Source organism: Nocardioides zeae, from assembly GCF_030818655.1.
Lineage (GTDB): Bacteria > Actinomycetota > Actinomycetes > Propionibacteriales > Nocardioidaceae > Nocardioides > Nocardioides zeae_A.
In genome coordinates, this window is sequence record NZ_JAUTAN010000001.1 from 2,568,395 (window position 1) to 2,593,900 (window position 25,506).

At 73.9% G+C, this 25,506-nt stretch carries 27 protein-coding genes; 12 read left to right on the forward strand and 15 right to left on the reverse strand.

Annotated features, from left to right (window positions below):
* Nucleotides 1–16: 16 nt before the first annotated feature.
* Nucleotides 17–1,114 carry an IS30 family transposase gene (locus QE405_RS12225; RefSeq protein ID WP_307201077.1) on the reverse strand — a complete coding sequence of 366 codons (1,098 nt, stop codon included), beginning with the start codon at nucleotides 1,112–1,114 and terminating at the stop codon, nucleotides 17–19.
* Nucleotides 1,115–1,450: 336 nt separating this feature from the next.
* Here QE405_RS12225 and QE405_RS12230 point away from each other — a divergent pair, with 336 nt between their 5' ends.
* Together QE405_RS12230 and QE405_RS12235 are read left to right on the forward strand one after the other, a co-directional pair.
* Nucleotides 1,451–3,415, forward strand: coding sequence for an ArnT family glycosyltransferase (locus tag QE405_RS12230; RefSeq protein WP_307201080.1), 1,965 nt, complete (start codon nucleotides 1,451–1,453; stop codon nucleotides 3,413–3,415).
* Nucleotides 3,412–4,128, forward strand: coding sequence for a dolichyl-phosphate beta-glucosyltransferase (locus QE405_RS12235; RefSeq protein ID WP_307201082.1), 717 nt, complete (start codon nucleotides 3,412–3,414; stop codon nucleotides 4,126–4,128). Before QE405_RS12230 ends, QE405_RS12235 begins: the two co-directional genes overlap by 4 nt.
* Nucleotides 4,129–4,240: 112 nt before the next feature.
* On the opposite strand, the gene QE405_RS12240 is transcribed toward QE405_RS12235, so the two are convergent.
* Genes QE405_RS12240 through QE405_RS12250 form a run of 3 tightly spaced genes read right to left on the reverse strand, consistent with a single transcriptional unit; the run spans nucleotide 4,241 to nucleotide 6,601 of the window.
* Nucleotides 4,241–4,948, reverse strand: coding sequence for an NUDIX hydrolase (locus tag QE405_RS12240; protein ID WP_307201084.1), 708 nt, complete (start codon nucleotides 4,946–4,948; stop codon nucleotides 4,241–4,243).
* Between the two features lie 32 nt (nucleotides 4,949–4,980).
* Complete coding sequence (locus QE405_RS12245) at nucleotides 4,981–5,913, reverse strand: alpha/beta hydrolase fold domain-containing protein (RefSeq protein ID WP_307201086.1); 933 nt, start codon at nucleotides 5,911–5,913, stop codon at nucleotides 4,981–4,983.
* A gap of 46 nt (nucleotides 5,914–5,959) precedes the next feature.
* Entirely contained in the window at nucleotides 5,960–6,601 is a 642-nt protein-coding gene (locus QE405_RS12250; RefSeq protein ID WP_307201088.1) for a TetR/AcrR family transcriptional regulator, read from the reverse strand.
* A 71-nt stretch (nucleotides 6,602–6,672) separates the two neighbouring features.
* Between QE405_RS12250 and QE405_RS12255 the strand changes: the two genes are divergently transcribed.
* On the forward strand, nucleotides 6,673–8,250 hold the full coding sequence (locus QE405_RS12255) for a flavin-containing monooxygenase (RefSeq protein WP_307201090.1): 1,578 nt from the start codon (nucleotides 6,673–6,675) through the stop codon (nucleotides 8,248–8,250).
* Nucleotides 8,247–9,071 (forward strand): SDR family NAD(P)-dependent oxidoreductase, encoded by an 825-nt coding sequence (locus tag QE405_RS12260; protein WP_307201091.1) that lies wholly within the window; start codon nucleotides 8,247–8,249, stop codon nucleotides 9,069–9,071. The genes QE405_RS12255 and QE405_RS12260 overlap by 4 nt, the downstream gene beginning before the upstream one ends.
* On the opposite strand, the gene QE405_RS12265 is transcribed toward QE405_RS12260, so the two are convergent.
* Entirely contained in the window at nucleotides 9,026–10,318 is a 1,293-nt protein-coding gene (locus tag QE405_RS12265; protein ID WP_307201093.1) for an O-antigen ligase family protein, read from the reverse strand. The two genes, QE405_RS12260 and QE405_RS12265, sit on opposite strands and share 46 nt — an antisense overlap.
* 63 nt (nucleotides 10,319–10,381) lie before the next feature.
* Between QE405_RS12265 and QE405_RS12270 the strand changes: the two genes are divergently transcribed.
* Nucleotides 10,382–10,912, forward strand: a complete 531-nt coding sequence (locus QE405_RS12270; RefSeq protein ID WP_307201095.1) for a DUF402 domain-containing protein — start codon at nucleotides 10,382–10,384, stop codon at nucleotides 10,910–10,912.
* Nucleotides 10,909–11,448, forward strand: a complete 540-nt coding sequence (locus QE405_RS12275; protein WP_307201097.1) for a hypothetical protein — start codon at nucleotides 10,909–10,911, stop codon at nucleotides 11,446–11,448. Before QE405_RS12270 ends, QE405_RS12275 begins: the two co-directional genes overlap by 4 nt.
* Before the next feature lie 108 nt (nucleotides 11,449–11,556).
* Here QE405_RS12275 and QE405_RS12280 read toward each other — a convergent pair whose 3' ends face one another.
* Nucleotides 11,557–12,888, reverse strand: a complete 1,332-nt coding sequence (locus tag QE405_RS12280; RefSeq protein ID WP_307201098.1) for a threonine/serine exporter family protein — start codon at nucleotides 12,886–12,888, stop codon at nucleotides 11,557–11,559.
* Nucleotides 12,889–12,962: 74 nt separating this feature from the next.
* On the opposite strand from QE405_RS12280, the gene QE405_RS12285 reads away from it, so the two are divergent.
* The gene (locus tag QE405_RS12285; RefSeq protein WP_307201100.1) at nucleotides 12,963–14,096 is read left to right on the forward strand and encodes a glutamate--cysteine ligase; all 1,134 of its coding nucleotides are present in this window, start codon (nucleotides 12,963–12,965) and stop codon (nucleotides 14,094–14,096) included.
* A 10-nt stretch (nucleotides 14,097–14,106) separates the two neighbouring features.
* Here the strand turns inward: QE405_RS12285 and QE405_RS12290 are convergent, their stop codons facing one another.
* From QE405_RS12290 to QE405_RS12320, 7 genes are all read right to left on the reverse strand, one after another.
* Nucleotides 14,107–14,604, reverse strand: coding sequence for a hypothetical protein (locus QE405_RS12290; RefSeq protein WP_307201102.1), 498 nt, complete (start codon nucleotides 14,602–14,604; stop codon nucleotides 14,107–14,109).
* Nucleotides 14,605–14,611: 7 nt separating this feature from the next.
* A complete protein-coding gene (gene tatC / locus QE405_RS12295; protein WP_307201104.1) occupies nucleotides 14,612–15,388 on the reverse strand; it encodes a twin-arginine translocase subunit TatC in 777 nt (258 codons plus the stop codon).
* Entirely contained in the window at nucleotides 15,385–15,648 is a 264-nt protein-coding gene (locus QE405_RS12300; protein WP_307201106.1) for a Sec-independent protein translocase subunit TatA/TatB, read from the reverse strand. The genes tatC and QE405_RS12300 overlap by 4 nt, the downstream gene beginning before the upstream one ends.
* Nucleotides 15,649–15,712: 64 nt before the next feature.
* The gene (locus QE405_RS12305) at nucleotides 15,713–16,750 is read right to left on the reverse strand and encodes an intradiol ring-cleavage dioxygenase (protein ID WP_307201108.1); all 1,038 of its coding nucleotides are present in this window, start codon (nucleotides 16,748–16,750) and stop codon (nucleotides 15,713–15,715) included.
* Between the two features lie 120 nt (nucleotides 16,751–16,870).
* Complete coding sequence (locus QE405_RS12310; RefSeq protein ID WP_307201110.1) at nucleotides 16,871–17,968, reverse strand: FUSC family protein; 1,098 nt, start codon at nucleotides 17,966–17,968, stop codon at nucleotides 16,871–16,873.
* A gap of 59 nt (nucleotides 17,969–18,027) precedes the next feature.
* On the reverse strand, nucleotides 18,028–18,450 hold the full coding sequence (locus QE405_RS12315; RefSeq protein ID WP_307201111.1) for a hypothetical protein: 423 nt from the start codon (nucleotides 18,448–18,450) through the stop codon (nucleotides 18,028–18,030).
* A gap of 158 nt (nucleotides 18,451–18,608) precedes the next feature.
* Nucleotides 18,609–19,298, reverse strand: a complete 690-nt coding sequence (locus QE405_RS12320; RefSeq protein WP_307201113.1) for an HNH endonuclease family protein — start codon at nucleotides 19,296–19,298, stop codon at nucleotides 18,609–18,611.
* A gap of 164 nt (nucleotides 19,299–19,462) precedes the next feature.
* On the opposite strand from QE405_RS12320, the gene QE405_RS12325 reads away from it, so the two are divergent.
* A complete protein-coding gene (locus tag QE405_RS12325; RefSeq protein ID WP_307201115.1) occupies nucleotides 19,463–20,860 on the forward strand; it encodes a WS/DGAT/MGAT family O-acyltransferase in 1,398 nt (465 codons plus the stop codon).
* On the opposite strand, the gene QE405_RS12330 is transcribed toward QE405_RS12325, so the two are convergent.
* Nucleotides 20,847–22,034, reverse strand: a complete 1,188-nt coding sequence (locus tag QE405_RS12330; protein WP_307201117.1) for a site-specific DNA-methyltransferase — start codon at nucleotides 22,032–22,034, stop codon at nucleotides 20,847–20,849. The two genes, QE405_RS12325 and QE405_RS12330, sit on opposite strands and share 14 nt — an antisense overlap.
* A gap of 55 nt (nucleotides 22,035–22,089) precedes the next feature.
* Here QE405_RS12330 and QE405_RS12335 point away from each other — a divergent pair, with 55 nt between their 5' ends.
* Entirely contained in the window at nucleotides 22,090–22,623 is a 534-nt protein-coding gene (locus tag QE405_RS12335; RefSeq protein ID WP_307201119.1) for a GNAT family N-acetyltransferase, read from the forward strand.
* On the opposite strand, the gene QE405_RS12340 is transcribed toward QE405_RS12335, so the two are convergent.
* A complete protein-coding gene (locus tag QE405_RS12340) occupies nucleotides 22,568–22,939 on the reverse strand; it encodes a hypothetical protein (protein WP_307201121.1) in 372 nt (123 codons plus the stop codon). The two genes, QE405_RS12335 and QE405_RS12340, sit on opposite strands and share 56 nt — an antisense overlap.
* A gap of 40 nt (nucleotides 22,940–22,979) precedes the next feature.
* Here QE405_RS12340 and QE405_RS12345 point away from each other — a divergent pair, with 40 nt between their 5' ends.
* The 3 genes from QE405_RS12345 (at nucleotide 22,980) to QE405_RS12355 (ending at nucleotide 25,464) form a co-directional block, all read left to right on the forward strand.
* Nucleotides 22,980–23,573 (forward strand): hypothetical protein, encoded by a 594-nt coding sequence (locus tag QE405_RS12345; RefSeq protein ID WP_307201123.1) that lies wholly within the window; start codon nucleotides 22,980–22,982, stop codon nucleotides 23,571–23,573.
* 162 nt (nucleotides 23,574–23,735) lie between these two features.
* Nucleotides 23,736–24,638 carry an ABC transporter permease gene (locus QE405_RS12350; RefSeq protein ID WP_307201125.1) on the forward strand — a complete coding sequence of 301 codons (903 nt, stop codon included), beginning with the start codon at nucleotides 23,736–23,738 and terminating at the stop codon, nucleotides 24,636–24,638.
* Complete coding sequence (locus QE405_RS12355) at nucleotides 24,631–25,464, forward strand: ABC transporter ATP-binding protein (protein WP_307201127.1); 834 nt, start codon at nucleotides 24,631–24,633, stop codon at nucleotides 25,462–25,464. Before QE405_RS12350 ends, QE405_RS12355 begins: the two co-directional genes overlap by 8 nt.
* The last annotated feature ends 42 nt before the right edge of the window (nucleotides 25,465–25,506 follow it).

Below are 25,506 nucleotides of genomic sequence, written 5' to 3' on the forward strand. Positions count from 1 at the left end.
GAGTAGTTGTTGGAGCCTATCGGCGGGGGTGTCCCAGTTGAGGGTTTGGCGGGGGCGGATGTTGAGGAGGCGTTCGGTCTCGGTGATGTCGGCGTCGCTGACGTGGTTGAAGTCGGTGCCCTTGGGAGTGGATGTCGCGCACGAGTCCGTTGGTGTTCTCGTTGGTGCCGCGTTGCCAGGGGCTGTGGGGGTCGGCGAAGTAGACGGGGCATCCGGTGGCCAGGGTGAAGGTGGTGTGCGCGGCCATCTCGCTGCCCTGGTCCCAGGTCAGCGAGCGGCGCAACGACTCGGGCAGGTTGGTCATCATCGTGACCAGGGCAGCTGCGACGGTGGTGGCGTCGTGGGTCAGCGGCAGCCGTCGGATCAGGGCGTAGCGGGTCGAGCGTTCGACCAGGGTGATCAACGCCGAACGCCCGCCGGCGCCGATGACGAGGTCGCCCTCCCAGTGCCCGGGTACGGCGCGGTCGGCGGCTTCGGGTGGGCGGTGGCTGATGTGGGCCTCGGCACCGATCCAGGACCGGTTGGACCGTGGGGGCAGCGCCGAGCGGGGCCGACGGCTGGTGCGGCCGCTGCGCAACGCTTTCTCGACCTTCAGCTCCTCACGCAGCGATCCCTTGCCCTGCACGTAGAGCGCTTGGTAGATCGTCTCGTGGCTCACCTGCATATCGTCGCGCCCCGGATAGCACCGCCGCAGATCCTGGCTGACCTGCACGGGTGAGAACCGGTTGTTCAACCGGACCAGCACCGCTGCGCGCAGCACCTCACCGGCACCCCCATCCACACCCGCATCCACACCCGCATCCACGCCGGTGTCTGCACGAACTGCGAGCTTGGACGGGCGGGGCCGGGGCCGGCGCTGCTCGGTCATCACCTGCGCTGCAGCAGCGTGGTAGCGACCCAGGCGGGTGTTGCGGGCCAGTTCGCGTCCCACCGTGCTGCGGTGCACCCCGAGCTCGGCAGCGATCCGTGCTGGACACCGTCCCTCGCTGCGACGGATCTGGATCAAGGCCCGCCCGGCCTGGCTCAACCGGCCGTGCTCATCGACCCAGTCACCGTCCAGCGGGGGTGGATGGGCACCGACAACACCGCCGTGGCGGCCCTTGCGCAGTCGCATGCCAGCGACTGTGGCCCATGAAGCCACCGTGTCTCGATCCCACCCCAGCAACTCGGACACCTGCTTCGCCGGGACCCCGGCCGCCAACAGCCCCAGACCCCGCGCACGCGCCGCTTCTTGATCCCGCAACACAACCCCCACAGCCGTGTTGCACCGACCACTAGAAACCGCCCCGACCAGGCAGGCCTTCCGGTCCGCGTTTTCCTTCGCCCGCGCCGTACCCCCGCGCACTTTCCTCGCCTCGGGCCGACCGCCCCCGTACGCCGCACGCGGCTCACAGCCTCCCCACAGACCGCGCCCACGCGGCACCCAGCACGGGCCCCGAGGGTCGGGGCCATGCACTCGACCGCCACCTCGCCCGGCCTCGCCGCACGGTCGGCCGATCCCGCGGAGACCCGGCACGACCCGGTCCCCCGCACGGCCACCCGCCCGATCTCGGGCCGCACCGCCGAGCGCCTCGGCCTCGCCGTCCTGCTGGTGGGGACGGCGCTGCTCTACCTGTGGGACCTGGGCGCGTCCGGCTGGGCCAACTCGTTCTACGCCGCGGCGGCCCAGGCCGGCTCGGAGTCGTGGTCCGCGTTCTTCTTCGGCGCCTCCGACGCCGGGGGCGCGATCACCGTCGACAAGACGCCGTTGTCGCTGTGGCCGATGGCCCTCTCGATCCGGCTCTTCGGGCTGTCGTCCTGGAGCCTGCTCGTGCCGCAGGCTCTCATGGGCGTGGGCGCCGTGGCGCTGCTGCACGCCACGGTCCGGCGGGCCACCGGCTCGGCGGGGGCCGGTCTGCTCGCGGGCGCGGCCCTCGCCCTGACGCCGGTCGCCACCCTGATGTTCCGCTTCGACAACCCCGATGCCGCCCTCGTGCTGCTCCTGCTGGCCGCGGCCTGCGCGACGTTGCGCGCCCTGGAGAGCGCCCACCCCGTGCGCTGGCTCGCGCTCGGTGGGGCACTCGTCGGGCTGGCCTTCCTCGCCAAGATGCTGCAGGCCTTCCTGGTGCTGCCGGCACTGGCCGCGGCGTACGCGCTGTTCGCCACCGTGCCCTGGTGGAAGCGGGTCGGGCACCTGCTCGTGGCGTTCGCCGCGATGGTGGTCGCGGGTGGCTGGTGGATCGCCATCGTGGAGCTCGTCCCGGAGGGGTCGCGGCCCTACGTGGGCGGTTCGCAGGACAACTCGATCCTCGAGCTGGCCCTGGGCTACAACGGGCTCGGCCGCCTCGACGGCGACGAGGAGGGATCCGTCGGCGGGGGCGGCGGCTGGGGCACACCGGGCCCGCTGCGCCTGTTCACCGACGCCCTCGGTGACCAGGCCTCCTGGCTGCTGCCGGCCGCGCTCGTGCTCGGTGTCGCCGGCCTGTGGTTCGCGCGGGGGCTGGAGCGCGCGCGGTCGGTGCGGGCCGCGCTCGTGCTCATGCTCGGCTGGCTGCTCGTCACCGGGACCACGTTCAGCCTGATGCAGGGCATCTTCCACGAGTACTACACCGTCGCCCTGGCGCCCGCCGTCGCCCTCCTCGCGGCCGTCGGCGCCTGGGTCCTCTGGCGGGCCCACGCCTCCCTCGTCGCGGCGGGCGTGCTCGGCGGCACGCTGGCGCTCACGGCGGCCTGGGCGTTCGTGCTGCTCGAGCGGAGCGGCTGGATGCCGTGGCTGCGCTGGACGGTGGCGGTCGTCGGCCTCGCCGCCGCGCTCCTCGTCGTCGGCGCGCGGCACCTGCCCCGTCGGGTGGCCACGGCCGTGGCGGGCGTCGCCGTCGTCGCCGCGCTGGCCGGGCCCGCGGCGTACTCCGTCGCGACCGCAGGCACCCCCCACACCGGCTCCATCGTCACGGCCGGCCCCGCGACGGCGGGCGGCACGGGCCCCGGAGCCGGACGCGGCAGGACCGGCGCGGGAGGCGGCGGCGCCGTCGGCGGCCTGCTCGAGGGCAGCGAGCCGACGGCGGCCGTCACCGCGCTGCTCCAGCAGGACGCGGACGCCTTCACCTGGGCCGCAGCGACGGTGGGCTCGAACTCGGCGTCGGGCTACCAGCTCGCGAGCGAGGAGCCGGTGATGGCCATCGGCGGGTTCAACGGCACCGATCCGAGCCCGACGCTGGAGGAGTTCCAGACGTACGTCGCGAACGGCCAGGTGCACTGGTTCGTCGCGGGCGGCGGCCGGCTCGGCGGAGGTCCCGGCGGTGCTGCCGGCGGTGGTGCCGGGGGTGGGGACACCGACAGCACGGCCAGCGCGATCACCGCGTGGGTGGAGGAGAACTTCACTGCCACGACCGTGGACGGCGTGACCCTCTATGACCTCGCAGGCGGGGTCCGGTGAGCCCGCTGCTGGAGGTGGTCCTGCCCGTGCACGACGAGGAGCGCGCGCTCCCCCGGGCCGTCGCGCAGCTCACCGCCCACCTGGCGACGCTGCCGTGGAGCTGGCGGGTGACGATCGTCGACAACGCGTCGACCGACGCCACGCCGCAGGTCGCCGCGGGCCTCGCCGCGGCGTACCCCGGGGTGCGGCACCGCCGCCTCGAGGCGAAGGGCCGGGGGCTCGCGCTCAAGGCCGCGTGGAGCGCGTCCGACGCCGCCGTGCTCTCCTACATGGACGTCGACCTCTCGACGGACCTGCGCGCCCTGCTCCCCCTCGTCGCGCCGCTCGTCTCGGGGCACTCCGACCTGGCGGTGGGGTCGCGGCTGAGCCCGACGTCGCGGGTACGCCGCGGACCGAAGCGCGAGGTCATCTCGCGTGGCTACAACCTCCTGCTCCGTCACGCGCTGCACGTGCGGTTCCGCGACGCGCAGTGCGGGTTCAAGGCGGTGCGGGCCGACGCGGCAACGGCGCTGCTCCCGCTCGTCGAGGACGACTCCTGGTTCTTCGACACCGAGCTGCTCGTGCTGGCCGAGCGGGCGGGGCTGCGGATCCACGAGGTGCCCGTCGACTGGGTCGACGACCCCGACAGCCGCGTCGACATCGTGCGCACGGCGGTCGAGGACCTGCGCGGGGTGCGGCGGCTGCGGCGGGCGCCGGCCCTCCCCCGGGTGTAACGCGGTGTCCGGGTCACTGTGGAAGGGGTAGACCACGTGCACAGTGACCCGGACACCGCGTTACACGGGCTGGGGGGTGCGCACAGCCCCCCGAAGGGCCGCCCGCCCCACCTCACATCGCGCTGCGGAAGATGGGCGTCGCGAGCTTGTCGAACGGCTCGCCGATGGGCCGGAAGACCTCGGCGGGGCGGCCACGGCCCCCGGCCGGCTTGGCCGACGTGCCGGTCGACTCGAGGAAGTCGCGGGCCGAGCGCAGCTTGCGCTGGAAGTTGCCGGGGTCGATGTCGAGGCCCCACACGGCCTCGTACACCCCGCGCAGCTGGGCGAGCGTGAACTCCGGAGGGAGGAAGGACCGGCCGAGGCGGGTGTACTCGAGCTTGGAGGCCACCCGCTCCCGCGCCGTCGCGAGGATCTCGTCGTGGTCGAAGGCGAGGGTGCCGGCGACCTCGTCGACTGGCCGCCAGACGGCCTCCTCAGCGTCGGTCCCGGCGGTCGTGGCCTCCGCGTGCGGGGTGACGGCCAGGTAGGCGACGCTGACGACGCGGTGCGGCCGGCGGTCGCGGTCGGGAGCGCCGAAGGTCTTCAGCTGCTCGAGGGCGAGGCCGTCGCCGACGATGCCGGTCTCCTCGACGAGCTCGCGCCGCGCGGCGTCGAGGAGCTCCTCCCCGTCGCCGACGAAGCCGCCGGGCAGGGCCCAGCGCCCGGCGTACGGGTCCTCGCCGCGGCGCACCACCAGCACCGCGAGCACACCGTCGAGCACCGCGAAGACCACGACGTCGACGGTCAGGTAGAAGACGGGGAACTCGCTGCGGTACGCCACCCCGCGACGCTAGTTGTCAGACCGACAACAAGTCAACTGCGACCGACGGGCGCCGCGACACCGAGGTCGCGCGCCACGTGGCCGAGGATCTCGACCACGGCCCGCCGCCCCTCGGGGACCGGCAGGATCGGGAACACGTGGATCGCGCCCGCCACCTCGTGGTAGCCCACCTCCCCCGTGCCGGCGAGGCGCTGCGCGAGCAGGCGGCAGTCGGGCTGGGTCACGTCACGCGTGCCGACCCACAGCTCGACGCGGGGCAGGCCCTCGGTCGACCCGAACAACGGGCTCACCGCGGGGTCGTCCAGCGGCGTGCCGGCCGCCCACACCCGCGCGACCTCCCGCAGCGCGGCCCGCGCCAGCCACGGGTCGGTCGCCTCGACGGCGTCGATCGCGGGGTTCGCCATCGACAGGTCGAGCCAGGGGGCCATGAGCGTCAGCCCGCGCAGCGTCGACGGGGGCGCGCTCGCCGAGGCCGTCGCCCGCTCCACCTCGTCCTGGGCCCCGACGAGCGCGAGGCCGCCGCCGGCGGAGTCCCCCATCAGGTACGCCGCGCGACCCTCCGCGACGAGCCGCTGCAGGACGATCGCGACGAGCGCGCGGGCCTCAGCCGCGTCGTGCTGGGGGGCGAGGCCGTAGATCGGGACCTGGACCTCGACGTCCAGCTCCTCGGCGATCCGGGCCACGAGCTGCCAGTGCTGCTTGACGATCTCGTTCACGTAGGCGCCGCCGTGGAGGTAGACGACGACGGGTCGCTGCCCGACGGGCGTGCCGCTCCGCACCACGGAGTAGACGTCGAACCCGTCGACCACCTCGGTGGCGACGTCGACCCGGCGCACGACGGCGGGCGGCGGCACCGGGGTCCTCTTGGGTCGCGCGAGGAGCGCGGCACCACCCTCGGGGTCGGCGAAGGAGCGCTTGCGCGTCAGGCGCATGAGGGCGCCGACCGCGGTCATCTGCCAGGACACCGCGTCAGGCTCTCATCCGGGAGCGACGTCGGGGAAGCGCGGGCCCTCAGGCCTCCGGTCGCACCGGAGGCGCGCTGACAGCCACCTGCGCCAGGATCGCCGACAGCGACAGCAGCAGGTCGTCGCGGGCCACGCCCGCCGGGTCCTCCACCCAGCGGATGACGACGTCCTCGACGAGGACCGCCCAGCCCCGCACGAACAGGCGCACGGCCGACGTGTCGACGACCCCGAACTCCGCGAGCCCCTGCTCGCCGGCGGTCGCGAAGATGCGGTCGGTGAGGGCCGCGCGAGCCTCCTCGTAGATCTCCCGCATGACGGGGTTGCTGCCGTTGGCGGCCCGTACGAGGGAGACGTAGCCCCGGTGGTTGGCCTCGACGAACGCGAGGTAGCGGTCGAGGGAGACGAGGAGGCGCGCGCCCATGTCCCCCTCCTCGACCGGCGCCGTGACGGCGATGAGGTCGGCGGCGGCCCGGCGCACGACGGCCTCGTGGAACTCCTGCTTGTTGCCGAAGTAGTGGTAGAGCAGCCCGCGCGAGATGCCCGCCCGCTCGGCCAGGAGGTCGATCGAGAGCTCGTCGAGGTCGCGGGTCGAGAGCAGCTCGACACCGAGGTCGAGCAGCTGCTCCTTGCGGGTGGCGGGATCGAGGCGGACGCGGGGCGAACCGGACGGGGCGGACGCGGCGGACATGGGCGGCACTCTACTGAACTGCGTTCCAATTGGCTATTGACCTTCGTTCAACAGCGTGCCACGCTCGGTCCATGAGCACTCAGGGCTTCCGGGGACCCCTCCCCGCGCACGTGGACGTCCTCGTCGTCGGGGCCGGCTTCGCCGGGCTCGCCACCGCGGTCCGCCTCGACGAGGACGGGCGCGACTTCCTCGTCGTCGACAAGGGCGACTCCGTGGGCGGCACGTGGCGCGACAACACCTACCCCGGCGCGGCGTGCGACGTGCCGAGCCAGCTCTACAGCTTCTCGTTCGCCCCCGGCGACTGGTCGCGCTCGTTCTCGCCGCAGCCCGAGATCAAGGCCTACCTCGACCGCGTCGCCGCGTCCTCCGGTGTGCTCGACCGCTTCGTGTTCTCCACGTCGCTCGAGCACGCGGCGTGGGACGAGGCCCACCAGCGCTGGGACGTCACGACGAGCGCCGGGTCGCTCACCGCCGACGTGCTCGTCTCCGGCGCCGGCGGCCTCTCGGAGCCCAAGCTCCCCGAGATCGCAGGCATCGAGGACTTCGGCGGCCAGATCTTCCACTCGGCCCGCTGGGACCACGACGCCGACCTCGCCGGCAAGCGGATCGCCGTGATCGGCACCGGCGCCTCCGCGATCCAGATCGTGCCGCAGCTCCAGCAGGTGGCGGGCCACCTCGACGTCTACCAGCGCACCGCGCCGTGGGTCATCCCGCGGCACGACCGCACCTATCCCGGGCTCGAGCGCCTCGCCCTGGCCAAGGTCCCCGGCCTCCGTCGGCTCTACCGCACGGCGATCTACTGGGGCCGCGAGACCTACGTGCCCGCCTTCACGATGCTCCCCGACATCGCGAAGCCGGCCGAGCTCATGGCCCGCGCCAACATCCGCTCCGGCATCGCCGACCCCGAGCTGCGCCGCAAGGTCACCCCCGACTTCAAGATCGGCTGCAAGCGGATCCTGATCTCGAACACCTACTACCCGGCGCTCGCGGCCGACAACGCCGAGCTCGTCACCGACCCGATCGCCCGGATCACGCCGACGGGGATCGTGACCGCCGACGGCACCGAGCGCGAGATCGACGTGCTCGTCGTGGCGACGGGGTTCCACACCACCGACCAGCCCATCGCGCACCAGATCGTGGGCCGGGAGGGCCGCACCCTCGCCGACGTCTGGGCCGAGAGCGGCATGCAGGCCTACCGGGGCACGACCATCCACGGCTTCCCCAACCTGTTCCAGGTCGTCGGGCCCAACACCGGGCTCGGCCACTCCTCCATGGTCTTCGTCATCGAGTCGCAGGTGGCCTACATCCGCGACGCCCTGCGCGTCATGGCCCAGAACTCGTACGCCGCGGTCGAGCCCCGCCGCGACGCGCAGGACGAGTGGAACCGCCGGCTGCACCGCCGGATGAGCCGCACCGTGTGGAGCACGGGCGGCTGCGCGAGCTGGTACCTCGACGAGCACGGCCGCAACACGACCCTCTGGCCCCGCTCGACCGTCAGCTTCCGGCTCGGGCTGCGCACCTTCGACACCCGCGCCTACACGGTGACCGGCCCGGTGCCGGCCACCACTGCTGCTCCCGATGCCTCTCCGGCCCGGGAGACCGGAACCACCACCCCCACCACCCCCGATCGAGAGGTCGTGACCGCATGAAGTCCCTGGACGACAAGGTCGTCGTGATCACCGGTGCCGGTTCCGGCATCGGACGCGCACTGGCCGTGAACGCCGCCGGTCGGGGGGCGCACGTCGCCATCTCCGACGTCAACGAGGCCGGCCTGGCGGAGACCGTCGAGCTCGTCAAGGCCGCCGGCGCCCGCGCCGTGCGCTCGGACACGCTGGACGTCGCGAAGCGCGAGGAGATCACCGGTTACGCCGCGGCCGTGGCCGACCAGTTCGGCCGCGTCAACGTCGTGGTCAACAACGCGGGCGTCTCCATGACGGGCAACTTCGAGAACATGAGCTACGAGCAGATGGAGTGGATCGTCGACATCAACTTCTGGGGTGTCGTCAACGGCACCAAGGAGTTCCTGCCGCACCTCATCGCCTCGGGCGACGGCCACGTCGTCAACCTGTCGTCGCTCTTCGGGCTCATCTCGATGCCGGGCCAGACGCTCTACAACTCGACGAAGTACGCCGTGCGCGGCTTCACCGAGGCGCTCCGCGAGGAGATGCTCATCGGCAAGCACAAGGTCGGCGTGACCGCCGTGCACCCGGGAGGCATCAAGACGGGCATCGTGCGCAACGGTCGCGTGACCGACGGGGACGACCTCGAGGCCCTCGCGAAGCTGTTCGACAAGAAGCTCGCCCGCACCTCCCCCGAGGACGCCGCCGCCGCGATCGTGAAGGCAGTGCTGCGCAACCAGCCGCGCCTGCTCATCGGCGCCGACGCCCACGCGCTGCACCACATCGGCAAGCTGCTGGGCGCCCGCTACCAGGACGTGTTCGCGTTCGGCGCCAAGCGCGTGCTGCCCTGATCGACCGCACCACCGGCTGACTCCCGTCGCCGGCGAGCGCCGAGCTCGCCGGCGACGAGGATCGCCACCACCGTCCACAGGGGCACCGCCACCGTCGTGCGGAACGACGGGTTGTCGAACAGGCTGATGACCGCGAAGCCCGCCAGCCCGACGCCGGCGGCGATGCTGAGTGCGTCCCGACGGCGCGCCCCGCGCACGACCAGCACGGCCAGGACGACGGAGAGCGTCACCGCCGCCAGGAGGCCGGGCAGCCCGGCCTCCACCAGCCACGTCAGCCACAGGTTGTGGGAGTGGTAGAACCGCTGGTCCCCCGGGATCCGCGCATCGATGAACGGCCCCGAGCGGCCGAGGCCGACGCCCCACGGGTGCTCGCGCACCAGCTCCAGCGACACCTTCCACACCTCGGTGCGCGGCCCCAGCGAGAAGCGGGCCAGCAGCGTGCCGAGGGCGACGGCGATGCCCGCCGCCACGCCCAGCGCCGAGCCGACGAGGGTGCGCGACGAGGGCTTCCGCAGCGCCAGCGCGGCCACCGTCAGCGCCACGAGGCTCACGAGGCCGCCGCGCGACAGGGTCATGACGAGAGCGGTCGTGCCGAGCGCCCCCAGGGCGAGCGCCGCCGCCTGCGCCCACCGCCGGCCGACCCGGGGCCCGAGGGTGCTCCGCAGCGCGACGCACCCGACCGGCACGAGCAGCACCAGCACGGGGGCGAGCAGGTTGGGGTTCGTCAGCGTGCCGATTACCCGCACCGCGGTGACGGTGCGCTCGCAGCTGTCCGCCCCGCCCACGATCTCCGCGCGGCAGTAGCCCGTGTCCAGCCCCAGCACCCACTGCAGGACGGCCACGAGCGCCGTCGTCCCGACGGCTGCGGCCGCCGCGAGCGCGAGGACGGTGCGGCCGCGTCGCCAGGCGACCTGCACGCCGACGAGCAGGTAGAAGGCCAGGGCGAACGCGAGGTGCGCCCACAGCCGGCTGCCCCCGTGGCCGTTGATCCAGAACGCCAGGACGCCCGCCCCCAGTCCGGCGGCGACCGCGAGGTCGAGGGGGGTGCGGAGCGCCCGCCACGGCAGGCCTCCGCGGAGGAGGGCGAGCAGCCCGGCCGCGGAGAGGGCGGCCACCGGCGTGGCCGACAGGCGGACCACGACCGTGGCGACGACGACGAGGAGCGCGGCCCCCACGGCGACGGCGAGGGCGCCCCTCCTCGGTCGGACCGCTCCGGTCGGGACGGTCCGCGTGCGTTCGTCGGTCACCACGTCGAGCCATCCTGTCCGGTCCCCCGAGCGTGCGCGCACCCGAGGGGGTAGAACGGAGCCATGACCCCGGCTGCCGGCGACGCGGTGCGCGTCGAGATGAGCAAGCACGGCGGCACGCCCCACTGGCGCTACGACGCGGTGATCCTGGGCTCCGACGCCGAGGGCACCTGGCTCGGGGTGCCGGCCGGCACCCACCACGAGCGCCCGGGCGCCGTCTTCGACTCGGCCGTCGACAAGGTGGTGCGGATCACCGCCGAGCACCGCGTTGCGGCCCTGCTGGACAGCGGCCTGTGGTGCGACGTGTACGTCGACGTCGCGACCCCGCCGCGGTGGGACCTGTCCGGCGCGGTGCCGGTGCTGCGGTCCGTCGACCTCGACCTCGACGTCATCCGACGGGCGGACGGCACGGTGTTCGTCGACGACGAGGACGAGTTCGCCGACCACCGCGTGCGTTTCGGCTACCCCGCCGAGCTCGTCGCCGCCGCGGAGGCCTCGAGCAGCGCGACGCTGGCCGCGGTGCGGAACGGGGAGCCGCCGTTCGACCGCGCCACGGTGGCGCACTGGCTCGGGGTGCTGCGGGGGCTGCGGTGAGCGGCGCGCCGGACCTGCCGGTCCACCTCCGCCCGCCGGAGCGTCCCGGGCTGGTCCGCCTCCTCGAGGGCGTGGCGGTCCTCGGGGCGCTCCTGCTCCTCGCCGGCGGGCCCGTGTGGTGGTTCATGCACGGCACCGCCGCCGGGTGGACGGAGCACCACGTCGTGCAGGTCTCCGTGCCGGCCGACGCCGCCTGCCGCACCGGTCCCCCGCCCGGACGTCCGGTGACCTGCGCGGCCACGTGGTCGGCGTACGACGGCGGGGAGCCCGTCACGGGCGAGGTCAGCAACCGGTACGGCGGGGACGAGCCCCGCCCGGGCGCGACCCTGGACGCGCGCGAGGTGCGGGCGGCCGGGTCGGACGCCGCCGGTGGCCTCGCGTTCACGGGCTACCAGGCCGCGCTGCTGCGCTGGGCGCTGGTCGCGCCGTACCTGGCGGGGGGAGGCGGCGTGCTGCTGCTCGCCGCCGCGGTCGGCCTCGTGCGCCACGACCCGCGCTGGCGCTCGACGCGCACCGACCTGCCGCCCCCGGGCTGACCTGGGGAAAGAAAACGCGGACCGGGCCCGGCCAGGATGAGGAAAACGCGGATCTCCGGGCGCACCCGGTCCGCGTTTTCCTCAGCCGGGCCGGCCGGGGCTGACCGCTCAGCCGCGACGCGCGGCCCGGGCCCGGAGCGGCCCGACGAGACGGGGGCCGGACAGCCGGTTCTCGAGGCGGGCGGCCTCGCGCTTGAGGGGCTGGGCGACGTACTCCCCCAGGATCACGCCGGAGGCGAGGGCCACGGCCACCGACGCCGCCTGCACGAGCGCCAGCAGGCCGGGCGAGGTGGAGCCGCCACCCTCGGCGAGCAGGGAGAGGCCGCGGTAGATCGTGAGGCCCGGCAGCATCGGCACGATCGCCGGGACGACGATGACGAGCGGCGGCACGCGCACCCGGCCGGCGACCCCGTAGGCGACGAGACCGATGCCGAAGGCGGCGATGCCGGCGGCCCAGACCCGGCTGTCGGAGGCCTCCCGCACGCCGGAGTAGAGCAGGATCGCCAGCGACGCCACGACCGCGAGCGGCAGGATCGAGCGGCGCGGCGCGTAGGTGGCCCCGGCGAAGGCCGCGGCACAGACCGCGGACCCGAGGGCGAGCATGCCGACGCCGACCCAGCCCGCGCGTCCGGGGTCGACGCTCGTGATCTCGACGCCCACGACCGACGCCAGCGTGAGACCGCCGCTGACGCCGGCGATGATGCCCGCCGTCGCGAGCAGCGCCTCGAGGATGCGGGCGCTGGCGGTGACGTAGAACCCCGTCAGGGCGTCCTGGATGGCGCCCATGAACCCGATCCCCGCGAGCAGCATGATGATGTTGGCGGTCACCATGAGCGACACGTCGACGTCGGGGACGACGGCGGCGATGCCCGTGGCCAGCACAGCGGCCACGAGCCCGCCGGCGACCTGGAGGTAGAAGGTCGGCAGCCGGCGCCGCGCCATCGCGAGCTGCACCCGGTCGATGAGCACGGCGGCCACGAGGGCGAGCCCGACGACCACGAGGGTGCCCCCGAGCTGCAGGGTGACCCCGGCGCACATGAACCCCCAGGCGACGGTGACGAGCCACCGCGGCGACCCGTGGCCGGAGGAGACGATGCCGGCCAACCGCGACCGCGCCTCCACGAGGTCGATCTCGTCGGTCAGCACGGCGGTCACCAGCCGGTCGACCTTGGTGAGGTCGTCGTAGTCGATGTCGCGCTGCTTCACCTGGCGGATCTGCACGATCGGCGGCTCGCCCGGATCGGCCTGGTAGGACATCGAGAGCGAGGTGAACGTCACGTCGATCTCGGGGTGCCGCACGCCGAGGTGGCGGGCCAGCGACTGCATCGTGGCCGTCACGTCGGCGGCGCCCGCACCCGACGAGAGCAGCACCTCCCCCACCCGCAGGCTGAGGTCCAGCGTGAGGTTGAGGGTCCGTGCGTCGAGGGATTCGGCAGCCACGTCCCGCATGATGCCTGCCGCTCGCCCGCGACCGAAACGGGCGTACCAGGGGCCTCCTGTGGTTGGCTCCTCCCGTGCGCATCGACTTCCGTGGGTCGCCTCGCCCGACGCTCGGCGTCGAGTGGGAGCTGGCCCTCGTGGACCGGACCTCCCGCGACCTCGTCAGCCGGGCCCAGGAGGTGCTCACCACCGCCCACGGACGGCTGGAGCAGCCCCACCTGCTCCACGCCGAGCTGCTCCGCAACACCGTCGAGCTCGTGACCGGGGTCTGCGACGACGTCGGGGAGGCGATGGCCGACCTGCGCACGACGTACGACGTCGTGGCCGCCGCCGCCGCGGAGCACGACGCCGACCTGTTCGGTGCGGGCACGCACCCCTTCGCGTCGTGGTCGACCCAGCAGCTGTCGCCGGGCCACCGCTACGAGGAGCTCATCAACCGCACCCAGTGGTGGGGCCGCCAGATGCTCATCTGGGGCGTGCACGTGCACGTCGGCCTGCCCGAGCAGGCGCGGGTGATGCCGGTGCTGTCGGGGCTGCTCACCTACTACCCCCACCTGCAGGCCCTCTCGGCGTCCTCTCCGGTCTGGGCGGGCACCGACACCGGCTACGCCTCCAACCGGGCCCTCATGTTCCAGCAGCTGCCCACTGCCGGCCTCCCCTTCCAGTTCGAGCGCTGGGAGGAGTTCGAGGCCTTCGCGCACGACCAGATGACGACCGGGGTCATCGACGACCTCTCGGAGATCCGCTGGGACGTGCGCCCCGCCAGCCACCTCGGCACCATCGAGAACCGCGTGTGCGACGGCGTCTCCAACTTCGACGAGCTGGCCGCGCTGACGGCGCTCGTGCACTGCCTCGTCGTCGACCTCGACACCCGGCTCGCCGCCGGGGAGACCCTCACCGTGCTGCCGCCGTGGCACGTGCAGGAGAACAAGTGGCGCACCGCGCGCTACGGCCTCGACGCGATCATCATCCTCGACGCGGCCTCCAACGAGCGCCTGGTGACCGACGACCTCGACGACCTGCTGACCCGGCTCGAGCCCGTGGCCCGGCGGCTCGGGTGCGCCGACGAGCTCCGCAGCGTCGCTGACATCCCGCGGCGCGGCGCGTCGTACCAGCGCCAGCGGGCCATCACCGCCGCCGGCGGGGACCTCGTCGCGGTCGTCGACTCCGTCGTGCGCGAGCTGCGCGACGGCGTGCCTCCCGCCTGACGCGCCGCGTTCAGCCCTCCTCCTCGGCGTCGACGACGGCGCCGTCCCCGGGCGGCTCCGGGAGTCCCTCCGCGGCCAGCCGCCGGGGGTCGTCGTGCGGGAGCGAGGCGATCGCCACCCGCCTCGGGTGCGCGGCGGACCCGGCGACGAGGAAGCGCTGGCCCGGTCGGACCCGCGAGGCCTGCTCCACCAGCTCGGCGCGCGCGGCGTCCTCCACGGAGCCGTCGGGGTCGGCGGGGGTCGGCGTCACCGCGGGTGCGCCGTCGAGGGCATCGCGGACGATCCGGCGGGGGTCGTACTGCCGCAGGTCGAGCGCCTCCCACTCGGCCCGGGTCAGCACGTCGCCGAGCTCCACCTGCGCGCGGGCCCGGGAGGCCTCGACGAACGCACGGAAGCCGCGGACGGTCGCGCGCACCTGGTGCGCGTACGCCGGGAGGCGCTGCGGGCCGATCAGCACACCGGCGACGACCGCCACCACGAAGAGCTTCTCGAAGGTCAGTCCGAACACGGGGGCCTCACTCGCTGGTCGGCAGGGATCGGGCGGCTCGGCGGTCGTGGACCTGGGTGACCACGAGTGCCGCGCCGAAGAGGACGGTCATGGGGGCCGCGACGAAGAACATCGACATGACGTCGGCCGCGGGCGTGACCAGGGCGCTGAAGAGCACGATGACGACGACGATGGCGCGCCACCCGCGGAGCAGGGTGCGGGCGGGCAGCACGCCCAGCAGGTTGAGCGCCACGAGGAACACCGGGAGGACGAAGGCGATGCCGGTCGCGAGCACGACCCGGAGCACGAAGTCCACGTAGTACGACGCCGTGAGGATGGTCGTGTCCTCCGTCGAGGAGAACCCCGCCAGGACCCGCACCATGTGGGGGAAGAGCCAGAAGCCGAACGCGCAGCCCCCGGCGAAGAGCGGCACCGCCGCGAGCAGGAAGCCCGTGGTGGCCCGCCGTTCGCGCCCGGTGAGACCCGGGGTCACGAAGGCGAGCAGCTCGAGGAGCCAGACGGGGCACGACAGCACGATCCCGGCGAAGATCGCGATCTTCAGCTTGAGGTCGAACGCCGCGGTGACGGTGTCGTAGTTCAGGCTCGCCTGCCGCGACTCCCCCAGCTCCTCGATGGGGGCGCGCAGCACGTCGAGGACGTGGTCGGAGAGCAGGTAGCCGACCACGACCCCCACGACGAGCGCCGCCGCCGCGCGCATCGTGCGCCTCCGGGCCTCGCGCAGGTGGTCCGCGAGGGGCATCGCCCCCCGGGTCGGAGCCTCCGGCGCGACGGCGGTCGCGCTCACGGCACGCGGCGGTCGGCCACCGAGGTGACCGGCGCGACCGGCGCGACCGGCGCGACCGGCGCGACCGGCGCGACCGGGGCGGCCGGGGCGACCGGCGCGTCGGCCGCGGCGGACGAGGACCCGTCGTGGGTCTCGTCCTTCAGGATCCGCACGGACTGGCCGACGCTCTTCGCGAGGGCGGGCAGCTTGGACGATCCGAAGACGAGCAGCACGATCGCGAGGATCACGAGGGCGTGCCATCCGGTGAGGTTCTGCAGCATGGGGTCTCTCCTGGGGTGGGTGGGTGCGTGGGGTGGGACGGGTGGGACGGGGTGGGGGCAGCCGCTACTCGGTGGCGGACGAGTCCGGCGGCGTCTGGCCGTCGCTCGGCGGCTGGCCGCCACCGGGGCCGCCCTCACCGCCGGGTCCGCCGCCCTCGCCGCCCCCACCACCGGGGGCACTGCCGGCGCCGGCCTCGGTCGTCGTGTCGACGCCAACGGCGAGCGAGCCGACGTAACCGGACGCGACGTCCCCGGTGAACGTGCCCATCTGCAGCTCGTAGCCGTCGCTGAAGACGTTGTCGGTCTCCAGCGTCACCTGGGACAGGTTCTGCGTGGACCCGGCGTAGGTGTCGAGGGCGTAGATCGGCGTCAGCATGTCCTCGGGGAACGCCACCTGTGACGTGGCGATGGCGTTCTCGACGTCGGTCGCCGAGTCGAGGTCGGGATAGACCTCGAAGTGGATGTGGGTCCACCGGCCGGAGTAGCACGCGGGGACGATGGTCGTGAACGCGACGCGGCCCTCGCTGTCCGCGACCTGGACGCCCCGGAGGTAGGTGACGTCCTCGAGCCCCTCGGAGTACATCGAGTACTCGCCGTTGGCGTCGCAGTGCCACATGTAGACCGCGGCACCGGCGAACGGGACGTCACCGCCGGCCATGTCGGTGAGGGCGAAGGACATCTCCAGGGGCACCCCGTCGGCGACGACCGACCCGTCGAGGCTGGAGGTGACGTCGCTGCGCACGATCCCGGACTCCTGCAGCACGTTGAGGTCCGCGGTGCCGTCGGCCGGGTAGGGACCGTTGGTCTCCTGCGGGATCTCGCCGTCGGCGGTCATGGTGGTCGACGTGCCGGTGCCGCCGTCGGACGTCGCCGACGAGCCCCCGGAGCCGCCGCTCGACGTGCTCGATCCGGACGAGCAGGCGGCGAGGACGAGCGCGCCCGCGCCGACGCCGGCCGCGCCGAGCACGCGGCGGCGGGTCAGCAGGGTGGTGGCGTCGAAGCCCGCACCCTGGTCGACGACGTCCTCGTCGGGGCGGGCCAGCAGCCGGCCGTCGTAGGCCGGGCCGTCGGGCGTCTGGTCAGGTGGGGGCGTGTTGCTCATGGTGGGAGCTCCTCGGGGCGACTGGTGGACGAGTCACACCGTGCCCGCGGAGGCGGGGAGGGTCGTGTGGGTCGGCTGTGCGCCTCCTGTGAGCGCGTCGCCGCCCGCCGCCCGCCGGCGCTACCCCACCGGCGGCAGCGCGTCCGTCGCCTCCAGCGCCTCCATGCCGGTGACCTCCAGCAGGTCGGCGATCACCGAGCGCATCTGCGCCAGGAGCACCTCGATGCTCAGCTCGTCGGTGCGCTCGAGCTGCGCGGAGCCGCGGGCCGCCCGGAGCAGCAGCGGCTGCGCGTCGGTCGCCATGCGGTTGTGCGCGAGCTCCCCCGCGACGGCCTCCGCCGCCTCGGAGATCTCCCGGCACAGCACGGCGTACCCCGGCGGCACCGGCCGTCGGCGGTACGCCGCGATCGCCGTGCGCCGCGTCAGCACGCGGGTGCTGCGCAGGGCCTTGTCCAGCGGCTCGACCAGCTCGCTCATGCGCCGCACCGCGTCACGGTGCCGGAACCGGAACGGGGAGGACGCCACGACCGACATGCCCTCGTCGGCCGCGTCCTGCAGCTCGCGGATGAGGAAGTCGGTGGCCCGGGCGTCGGCCAGCACGTCGAAGGCCCGCTCCGTGTCGCCGTCGACCATGACCTCCGAGGCCGCTCGCAGGAGCGCCGCGATCTTGCGCACCACCACGGCCGCCTGCTCCCGGGGCCGCCGCAGCGGCGCCGAAGGCACGAGCGTGGCGGCCACCAGCGCCACCGCACCCCCGACGAGGGCGTCCGTCCAGCGCACGAAGGCGCCGCCCGGCGTCGGCACGAGCGTGGCCACGAAGATGGCCTGCACCGCCGACTGGGTGACGAGCAGCTGCCCACCGTCGAGGAGCAGCGCCGTCGACATCGACAGCACGACGATGAGCATCAGCTGCCACCAGCCCGACCCGATCTGCAGCACGAGGAGGTCGGCGATGAGCACCCCCACCGCGACGCCGACCGCCACCTCGGCCACCCGCCGCAGCCGCTGGCCGTAGGACGTGCCGAGACCGAGGACGGCCGCGACGGGCGCGAAGAACGGGTGGTCGTGGCCGAGCACGTCGGAGGCGAGGAACCAGGCCACGCCGGCCGCGATCGCGCACTGCGCGACCTGGAAGCGCTTGGAGCGCCACCGCGCCACGCGGGCGCTCGCCGACAGCCGGCCCTTGGCCCAGATCCGATCGACGGGCAGCGCCTCCACGAGGCCCGATCATGCCAGAGGAGGCGCTGCCCCGACCTGTGACGACGACCGCGGGGCGCTCAGCCGACGTGCACCGTGCCCCGGCCTCCCCCGCCCGCGTCGTGACGGGCCCAGGCGATGGCGACCTGGAGGTCGGCGAGGTCCCGGTACCACGTCTCCACCTCGGCGACGCACACCGCGACCTGCACCTCCGCGTCGTACTCCCCGCACTCCGCCGTCGCCTCCGACAGCGTGGGCGGGTGCAGCGTGGTGCCGTCGTGGTGCTCGATCGTGAACCCGTTGTCCGCGTCGCCCTCCACCGCCACCACGGTGTCGCCCGGCGGCACCCAGCCGGGTGCCCGGTCGGCGGCCTGCGCGGGCGCACCCACCGCGGCCGCCGCGCCGCCCCCGGCGACCCCGAGGGCCACCACGGCCCCCACCGCCGCTCCCGTCACGGTGCCCGCCACCGTCCCCGCCACGATCCCTGCTGCTCGACGTGCCATCTCGTCCCCCGTCCTGCTCGCACCGGACCCTCCGGTGCGGACGAGGACGACGCTAGGACGCCGCGACCCCGCCCGGGGGTACCCGGACGGGGCCTGGGGACAGCGGTCCCCCGCCCTGCGGCTGGGGACGACGAGCGGGCCGATCAGTAGCGGGCCGATCAGTAGATGGTCACGCTTACGGTCTGGGAGCAGCCGGCGGCGTACGACGTCAGCGCCTGCTTCTCGGCCGAGTCGACGGCGAGGCCCCAGCGGTGCTTCACCGAGACCCACTCGGTGACGTAGCGGCACCGCGAGCCGGACGGCATCCACTCCGCGGGGTCCTGGTCGCTCTTCGACCGGTTGGAGGAGGCGCTGACGGCGATGAGGGACCCGTAGAAGCCGAGGTCGTTGGCGAAGGCCTCCCGGCGGCTCGCCGACCAGCGCGAGGCCCCCGAGTCCCAGGCCTCGGCGAGCGGCACCATGTGGTCGATGTCGAGCGACGACGCGCTCGTGTAGCTGGTCGCGTCGTAGTAGGAGTACCAGCGGCCGCCGGACAGCGAGCAGCCCGACCCGACGCTGGGCGCCGAGTCCGCCTCGCTGAGGAGCACCTCGTTGCGCGTGTTGCAGCCGTCGCCGTCCGCGTCGATCCAGTGCCGGAAGAGGTCGCGGCTGTAGCCGGTGCGGTTCTCGGTGGCGACCGGCAGGTCGGCGACGGCCTGCGTCACCGGCGCCGAGTACGTCGCGGCGTGGGCCGGCGACGGCGCGACGAGCAGGCTGGCGATCGCGAGGAGGGCCGCCAGCGCGGCGGCCAGGAGGTACGAGGTCGCCCGGTGGGCGGCAGGAGGACAGGGGTGGGCGACATCGCGCATGGTGGTGCTCCCGAGATGGAGTGGCCGACGTGTGCGGGCCCACCCTGCGACGCCCGTGTGCGTCGGCGGAAGGCCTGGGGAGGAAAACCTGGGTAACGCCTGGGGGGCGAGTACGTTGTGAGCCACGACACGCCGTCGTACCTCACCCCGTCTGGAGGCCTCCCGTGGGCGCACCGCTGGACCCGACCGCTGCCGCGTTCCTCTTCGCGGAGAGCCGCAGCATGCCGATGCACGTCGGGGGTCTCCAGCTGTTCGAGATGCCCCCGGAGGCCGGGCCGGAGTTCACGCGCGAGCTGGTGCAGCGGGTGCGGGCGACCCCGGACATGTCGCCGCTGTTCCTCCAGCACCCCCACCGCTCGCTCGCGACCGGCGGGGCGTGGACGTGGCGGGAGGACGTCGAGTTCGACGTGGAGCACCACGTGCGCCACAACGCGCTGCCCGCGCCCGGCCGCATCCGCGAGCTGCTCGACCTCTGTGGTCGGCTGCACGGCACGCGCCTGGCCCGGGAGCGCCCGCTCTGGGAGTGGCACCTGATCGAGGGCCTCGCCGACGGTCGCGTCGCGATGTACTCGAAGATGCACCACGCCCTCCTCGACGGCGTCGGGGCGATGCGCCTGCTCCAGAGCGTGCTCACCGACGATCCCGACCTGCGGGACATGCCGGCGCCGTGGGCCCGCCGCGACCGGCCGTCCCACCCGTCGACCCACGCCCGCCCGGCGCTGCCGGTGCAGGCGCTCAACGGCGCGCTCGCCGTCGCCGGCGAGGCGGCCGGGATGCCCGCCTCCCTCGTGCGGACGATCAGCCGGGGCGTGCGCGACGAGACGTCCGCCGTGAGCTTCTACTCGCCGCGCACCCTGCTCAACCGCCGGATCACCGGCGCCCGACGGTTCGCCGCGGACGACTGGCCGCTCGAGCGGCTGCGGGCCATCGGGCGGGCGTCGGGCACGACCATCAACGACGTCGTGCTGGCCATGTGCTCCGGGGCGCTGCGGGCCTACCTCGCCGAGCTCGACGCCCTCCCCGACACCACGCTCACCGCGATGGTGCCCGTGTCGTTCCGGCGGGGCCAGGCGGCGGTGGCGTCCGCCGAGGGCGGCAACGCGGTCGGCGCCGTCATGGTGAAGCTCGGCACCGACCTGGCCGACCCGGCCGACCGGCTGCGCTCGGTGCGCCGCTCGATGCTGGAGGGCAAGGAGGCGCTGGGGTCGATGACCAACACCCAGGCGCTGGCGATGACGGCGCTCGGGCTCGCGCCGGCGGTCGTGCTGCCGCTGCTGCGGATGCAGGGCCTGGTCCGGCCACCGTTCAACCTGATCATCTCCAACGTCCCGGGCCCGGACGGCCCGCGCTGGTTCGACGGTGCGCGCATGGTGGGGATGTACCCGCTGTCGATCCCGCTCCACGGCATCGCCCTCAACATCACCTGCACGTCCTACGACGGGCGCCTCGGGTTCGGCCTCACCGGCTGCCGCCGGACGGTCCCGCGGCTGCAGCGCCTCCTCACCTTCCTCGACGACGAGGTCGCGGCCCTCGAGAAGGCCACCGGCGTCACCGGGGCGTGAAGCCCTCCCCGACGCCCTCGGCGTAGCCCCCGCCGAGGGTCGCGTCCACCGCCCGCAGCCGGGCGCGGGTGACGTCGGCGACGGTCGCGAAGCCGGCCTCCGCCGCCGCGGACCCGGGCCGCACGGGCTCGCCCGCGTTGATGCTGAGGCACGTGCGGGTGCCGCCGTCGGCCGCGTTGAGCAGCGCGACCGCGTGCCCCGTCGTACCGCTCCCGGCGAAGGGGTCGAGCACCCGGGCGTCGGCGGGGTACGTCGCGACCACGCGCCGCAGGAGACCCGTGGGCTTCGGCGAGTCGAAGGCCTTGCCCACGAGGGCCGTCACCTCGGCGACGGCCGTGTCGGTCGAGCCGATCTCCTCGGCCAGCCAGATCGTCGTGAGCTTCTTGCGGCGCTCAGGGGTGAGCCAGTCGCGCTGGAAGACGTCGACCCGCTCCCCCAGACGTCCCCGGACCGTGCGGCAGACGAGGTCGTCGGACCGCTGGGCCACGAGGGGCGCGGACCACCGCCACACCGCGGGCGCGCCGTCGCCGAACACCGGGTGCACCTCGGTCGCGCCGTCGAAGGGGACGCAGGAGACCCGGCCCGTCCCCGGGTCGCCGTGGAGCGGGTAGTGCAGCGTCGGGGCGGTCGACGGGCGGAAGCGCTTGTTGGTGTTGCGCAGCGGCAGCAGGCGGTAGCGCCGGCCGTCCTCGGCGGTGTGCCCGAAGTCGGCCGGGTCGACGGCATCGGGGCTCGTCGGGTCCAGGCGGCAGCGGCGGGCGTCGCGGGCGTAGACGAGGAGGTACTCGTGGCTCACCGCGAAGCCGCCGCCCAGCTGGCGGCCCTTCGCATTGAGGTTGACGACGACCTGGGCGACGAACGCGGCCTCGCCGAAGACCTCGTCGAGCAGGAGCCGGAGGTGCGCGACCTCCCGGTCGTCGATGCTGACGAACACCGCGCCCTCGGGGGCGAGCACGCGGCGTACCTCGGCGAGGCGCGGGCGCATCATCGCCACCCACGCGGCGTGCCGGTCGGCGGCGCCGGCCCGGGCCACGGCGCTGCGGTCGCGGTAGAGGAGCGCGGTGTCGCGGTTGTAGGGCGGGTCGAGGTAGGCGACGTCGACGGAGCCCTCGGCCAGGCCGGCGAGCACGTCGAGGTTGTCGCCCTCGACGAAGGTGTTGCGGGGCGCCGGCACGACGTCATCATGCCAAGCGGACGGCCCCCGCCACGGGCCGCTAGCCTCGACGACCGTGTCGCCCGCCCCACCTCCCGTCACCGTGTCCGTCGATCCCGACCTCACCGCCCGCGACGTGCGGGCGCTGCTCGAGGCCCACCTCGCCGACATGCGCGCCGTCTCGCCGCCGGAGTCCGTGCACGCGCTCGACCTCGACGAGCTGCGGGACCCCGCGATCACCTTCTGCGTCGCCCGCACCGCCGACGGGACGCTCCTGGGCGTCGGGGCGCTCAAGGAGCTCGACGACCCGACCGAGCCCGGGGGCCACGGCGAGGTGAAGTCGATGCGGACGGCGCCGACGGCCGTCCGCACGGGCGTCGCCTCCCACCTGCTCGCCCACCTGCTCGACCTCGCCCGCTCGCGCGGGCTGGCCCGCGTGAGCCTGGAGACGGGGGCGGAGCCGTTCTTCGCACCGGCGCGGCGGTTCTACGCGCGGCACGGGTTCGTCGAGTGCGGGCCGTTCGCCGACTACGCCCCCGACCCCAACAGCGTGTTCATGACCCGCCCCGTCGCAGGGAGCGCGGCTGCTCCGGCGGCACCGCCCGCGTGAGGTCCGCGTGGGCGACGAGCTCGGCGAGCGGGGTCGCGACGGGCGGGTACGCCGCGACCGGCGTGCTGCCGCTCAGCACGACGTAGACCGTGTCGCCGCCCGGCGCCAGCTGCAGCACGGAGGCGTCGACGAGCCCCGCGGCGTGGGCGTGGGCCTGGCGCTTGGCGCGCACGAGCCCGGCCCGCCGGGCCGCTGCCTGCGCGGCCTGCTTGCCGCCCTTGTCCCAGGCGAGCTTCAGCTGGGGGCCGTACTTCACGGCCAGCGTCACCCCCGTCGTCGCGAGGGTCGCCGCCTTCTTGGGGTCGATTCGTGCCATGTGGCTATGATGCCGCGCCGTACCCGGCCATGATGGGCGCGTGCACGAGGGGAGCAGGCGCGAGCGACGGGAGCGCCGACGCCGCGAGGCGGAGATGCTGCGGCGTCTCGAGGAGCTCGACCGCGTCGACGCTGCGCTCGGCCTGGGGGCGCTGCCCTACGGCGTGCCCGCCGGCTCGCGGCGGCCCCCGCCGCGTCGGCGCTGGGTCACCGTGCTCATGGGGTCCTCGGTCCTGGTCCTGCTCATGGGCGTCGTCGTGGCGCTCGCACCGCAGGCCGCGCCGCTGCGCGACCTCCTCGGGCTCCAGCGGTACGGCGAGCGTCCGACGTACGTCGCCGGCGAGGGCACCTACGCGTTCCTCGCCACGCAGCCCGGCAGCGACGCGCCCGTCGGCTACGACCCCTGCCGGACGGTCGAGGTGCTCGTCAACCCCGAGGGCGCCCCGCGCGACCACCGCGACCTCGTCGACACGGCGCTCGCCCGCGTCGGCGCCGCCACCGGGCTCGACCTACGGGTGGTCGGCGAGACGGACGACCGCGACACCGACCGCATCGACGACGCCGGCGTGCCCCAGCCGGTCCTCGTGCTGTGGGCCGACGAGGACGAGCAGCCCGACCTGGGCGGGGCGCCATGACCGAGTTCGGGCCCGGGGACCTCGAGGGGCTCGGCCGTCTCGGTGCCGTCCCCTGCGGCTGAGGGAGGTACCCTGCCCGATGCTGTCCGCACGACCCGGCCGCCGGCCGCCCCGATCCCCGAGGAGCACCTGCATGACCCGCCGCCTCCGCGAGGTCCCCGCGTGACGTCCGCGGAGCCCGTCGCCGACGGGCAGGGCCGCCTGCCCGACGAGGTCGGCCTCTCGCTGAAGGAGATCGCCGAGAGCAACGGGCTGCGCCAGGTCGGGGGACGACCGCGCCTGAGCACCTACCTCTCCGGCCTCTGGGGCCGGCGCCACTTCGCGTGGATGCTCGCCAAGTCGCAGGCCTACAGCCAGAACCAGGGCAGCTACCTCGGCCAGGCGTGGAACATCCTCAACCCGCTCATCAACGCGGCGGTCTACCTGGCGATCTTCGGCTACGTGCTCAAGACCGACCGGGGCATCGAGAACTACATCGCCTACCTGCTCATCGGCATCTTCTTCTTCCAGTTCATCACCCGGGCCATCACGCTGGGCTCGAAGGCGGTCGTCGGCAACACCGGGCTCGTCAACTCGTTGCAGTTCCCCCGGGCGCTGCTGCCCATCTCGACGGTGCTCACCGAGCTCCTGACGTTCCTGCCCGCAACCGTCGTGCTGCTCGTGCTGGTGCCGCTGTCGGGGGAGCCGTTCACGTGGTGGTGGCTCGCACTGCCCGGGGCGATCGCGCTCATGCACGTCTGGGGCACCGGCATGGCGTTCCTGCTGGCGCGGCTCGTGGTCGAGGTGCGGGACGTCGCGAACCTGATCCCGTTCATCATGCGGGCGCTCATGTACTTCTCCGGCGTCTTCTTCTCCATCACCACCTACGCCGGCTCCGGCCTGATCGGCACCGCGCTGGCCTACCAGCCGGTGGCGGTCTACCTGCAGCTGGCGCGCACCTGCCTCATGGTCGAGGCGGAGCCGTCGGCGACGCTGTGGCTCGCCGCGCTCGGGTGGGCGGTGGTCACCCTGGTGGTCGGGTTCCTCTTCTTCTGGCGGGCGGAGGCGAAGTACGGCCGTGGCTGAGCAGACTCCCGAGAACGACACCCCGGCCGCTCCGGTGGCCCCCACGACCCCCGACAAGGGGCGCCCGGTGCTCGTCGTCGACGACGTGCACCTCAAGTACAAGACGTTCGGCGGCAAGCGCCGTACCGGGTCGTCGCGGCTGCCCGGCTGGGCGCGCGGGTTCTCCCAGGGCGTCGGCGCGGTCGACGTCGTGCACGCCGTCAAGGGCGTCTCCTTCGTGGCCCACCACGGCGAGTCGATCGGCCTGATCGGGCACAACGGCTCCGGCAAGTCGACGCTGCTGCGCGCCGTCGCGGGCGCGATGCCGGTGACGAGCGGGGCGATCTACACCGACGGCGTCGCCTCGCTGCTCGGCGTCTCGGGCGCGCTCATCAAGAACCTCTCCGGCGAGCGCAACATCATCCTCGGCTGCCTCGCCCTCGGGCTGAAGCCGAACGAGGTGGCGGCGCACTACGAGGAGGTCGTCGAGTTCGCCGACATCGGGGACTTCGTGCGGCTGCCGATGGAGGCCTACTCCTCCGGCATGGGCGCGCGGCTCCGGTTCGCGATCTCGACCGCCGCCTCCCCCGACATCCTCATGATCGACGAGGCCCTCGCCACCGGTGATGCGTCCTTCAAGGCGCGCTCCCAGCGCCGGATCGACGAGATCCGCGAGCGTGCCGGCACCGTGCTGCTCGTCAGCCACTCGATGGGCACCATCAAGGAGACCTGCGACCGCGTGCTGTGGCTCGACTCGGGCGTGCTGCGCGCCGACGGCAAGCCCGACGAGGTCATCGAGGCCTACATGGAGACCCAGCGCGCCAAGGTCGAGGCGTCGAAGAAGTAGGGCCCGGTCCGGGGGGCGGAAATGTGCGGCTGGGACAGGTCC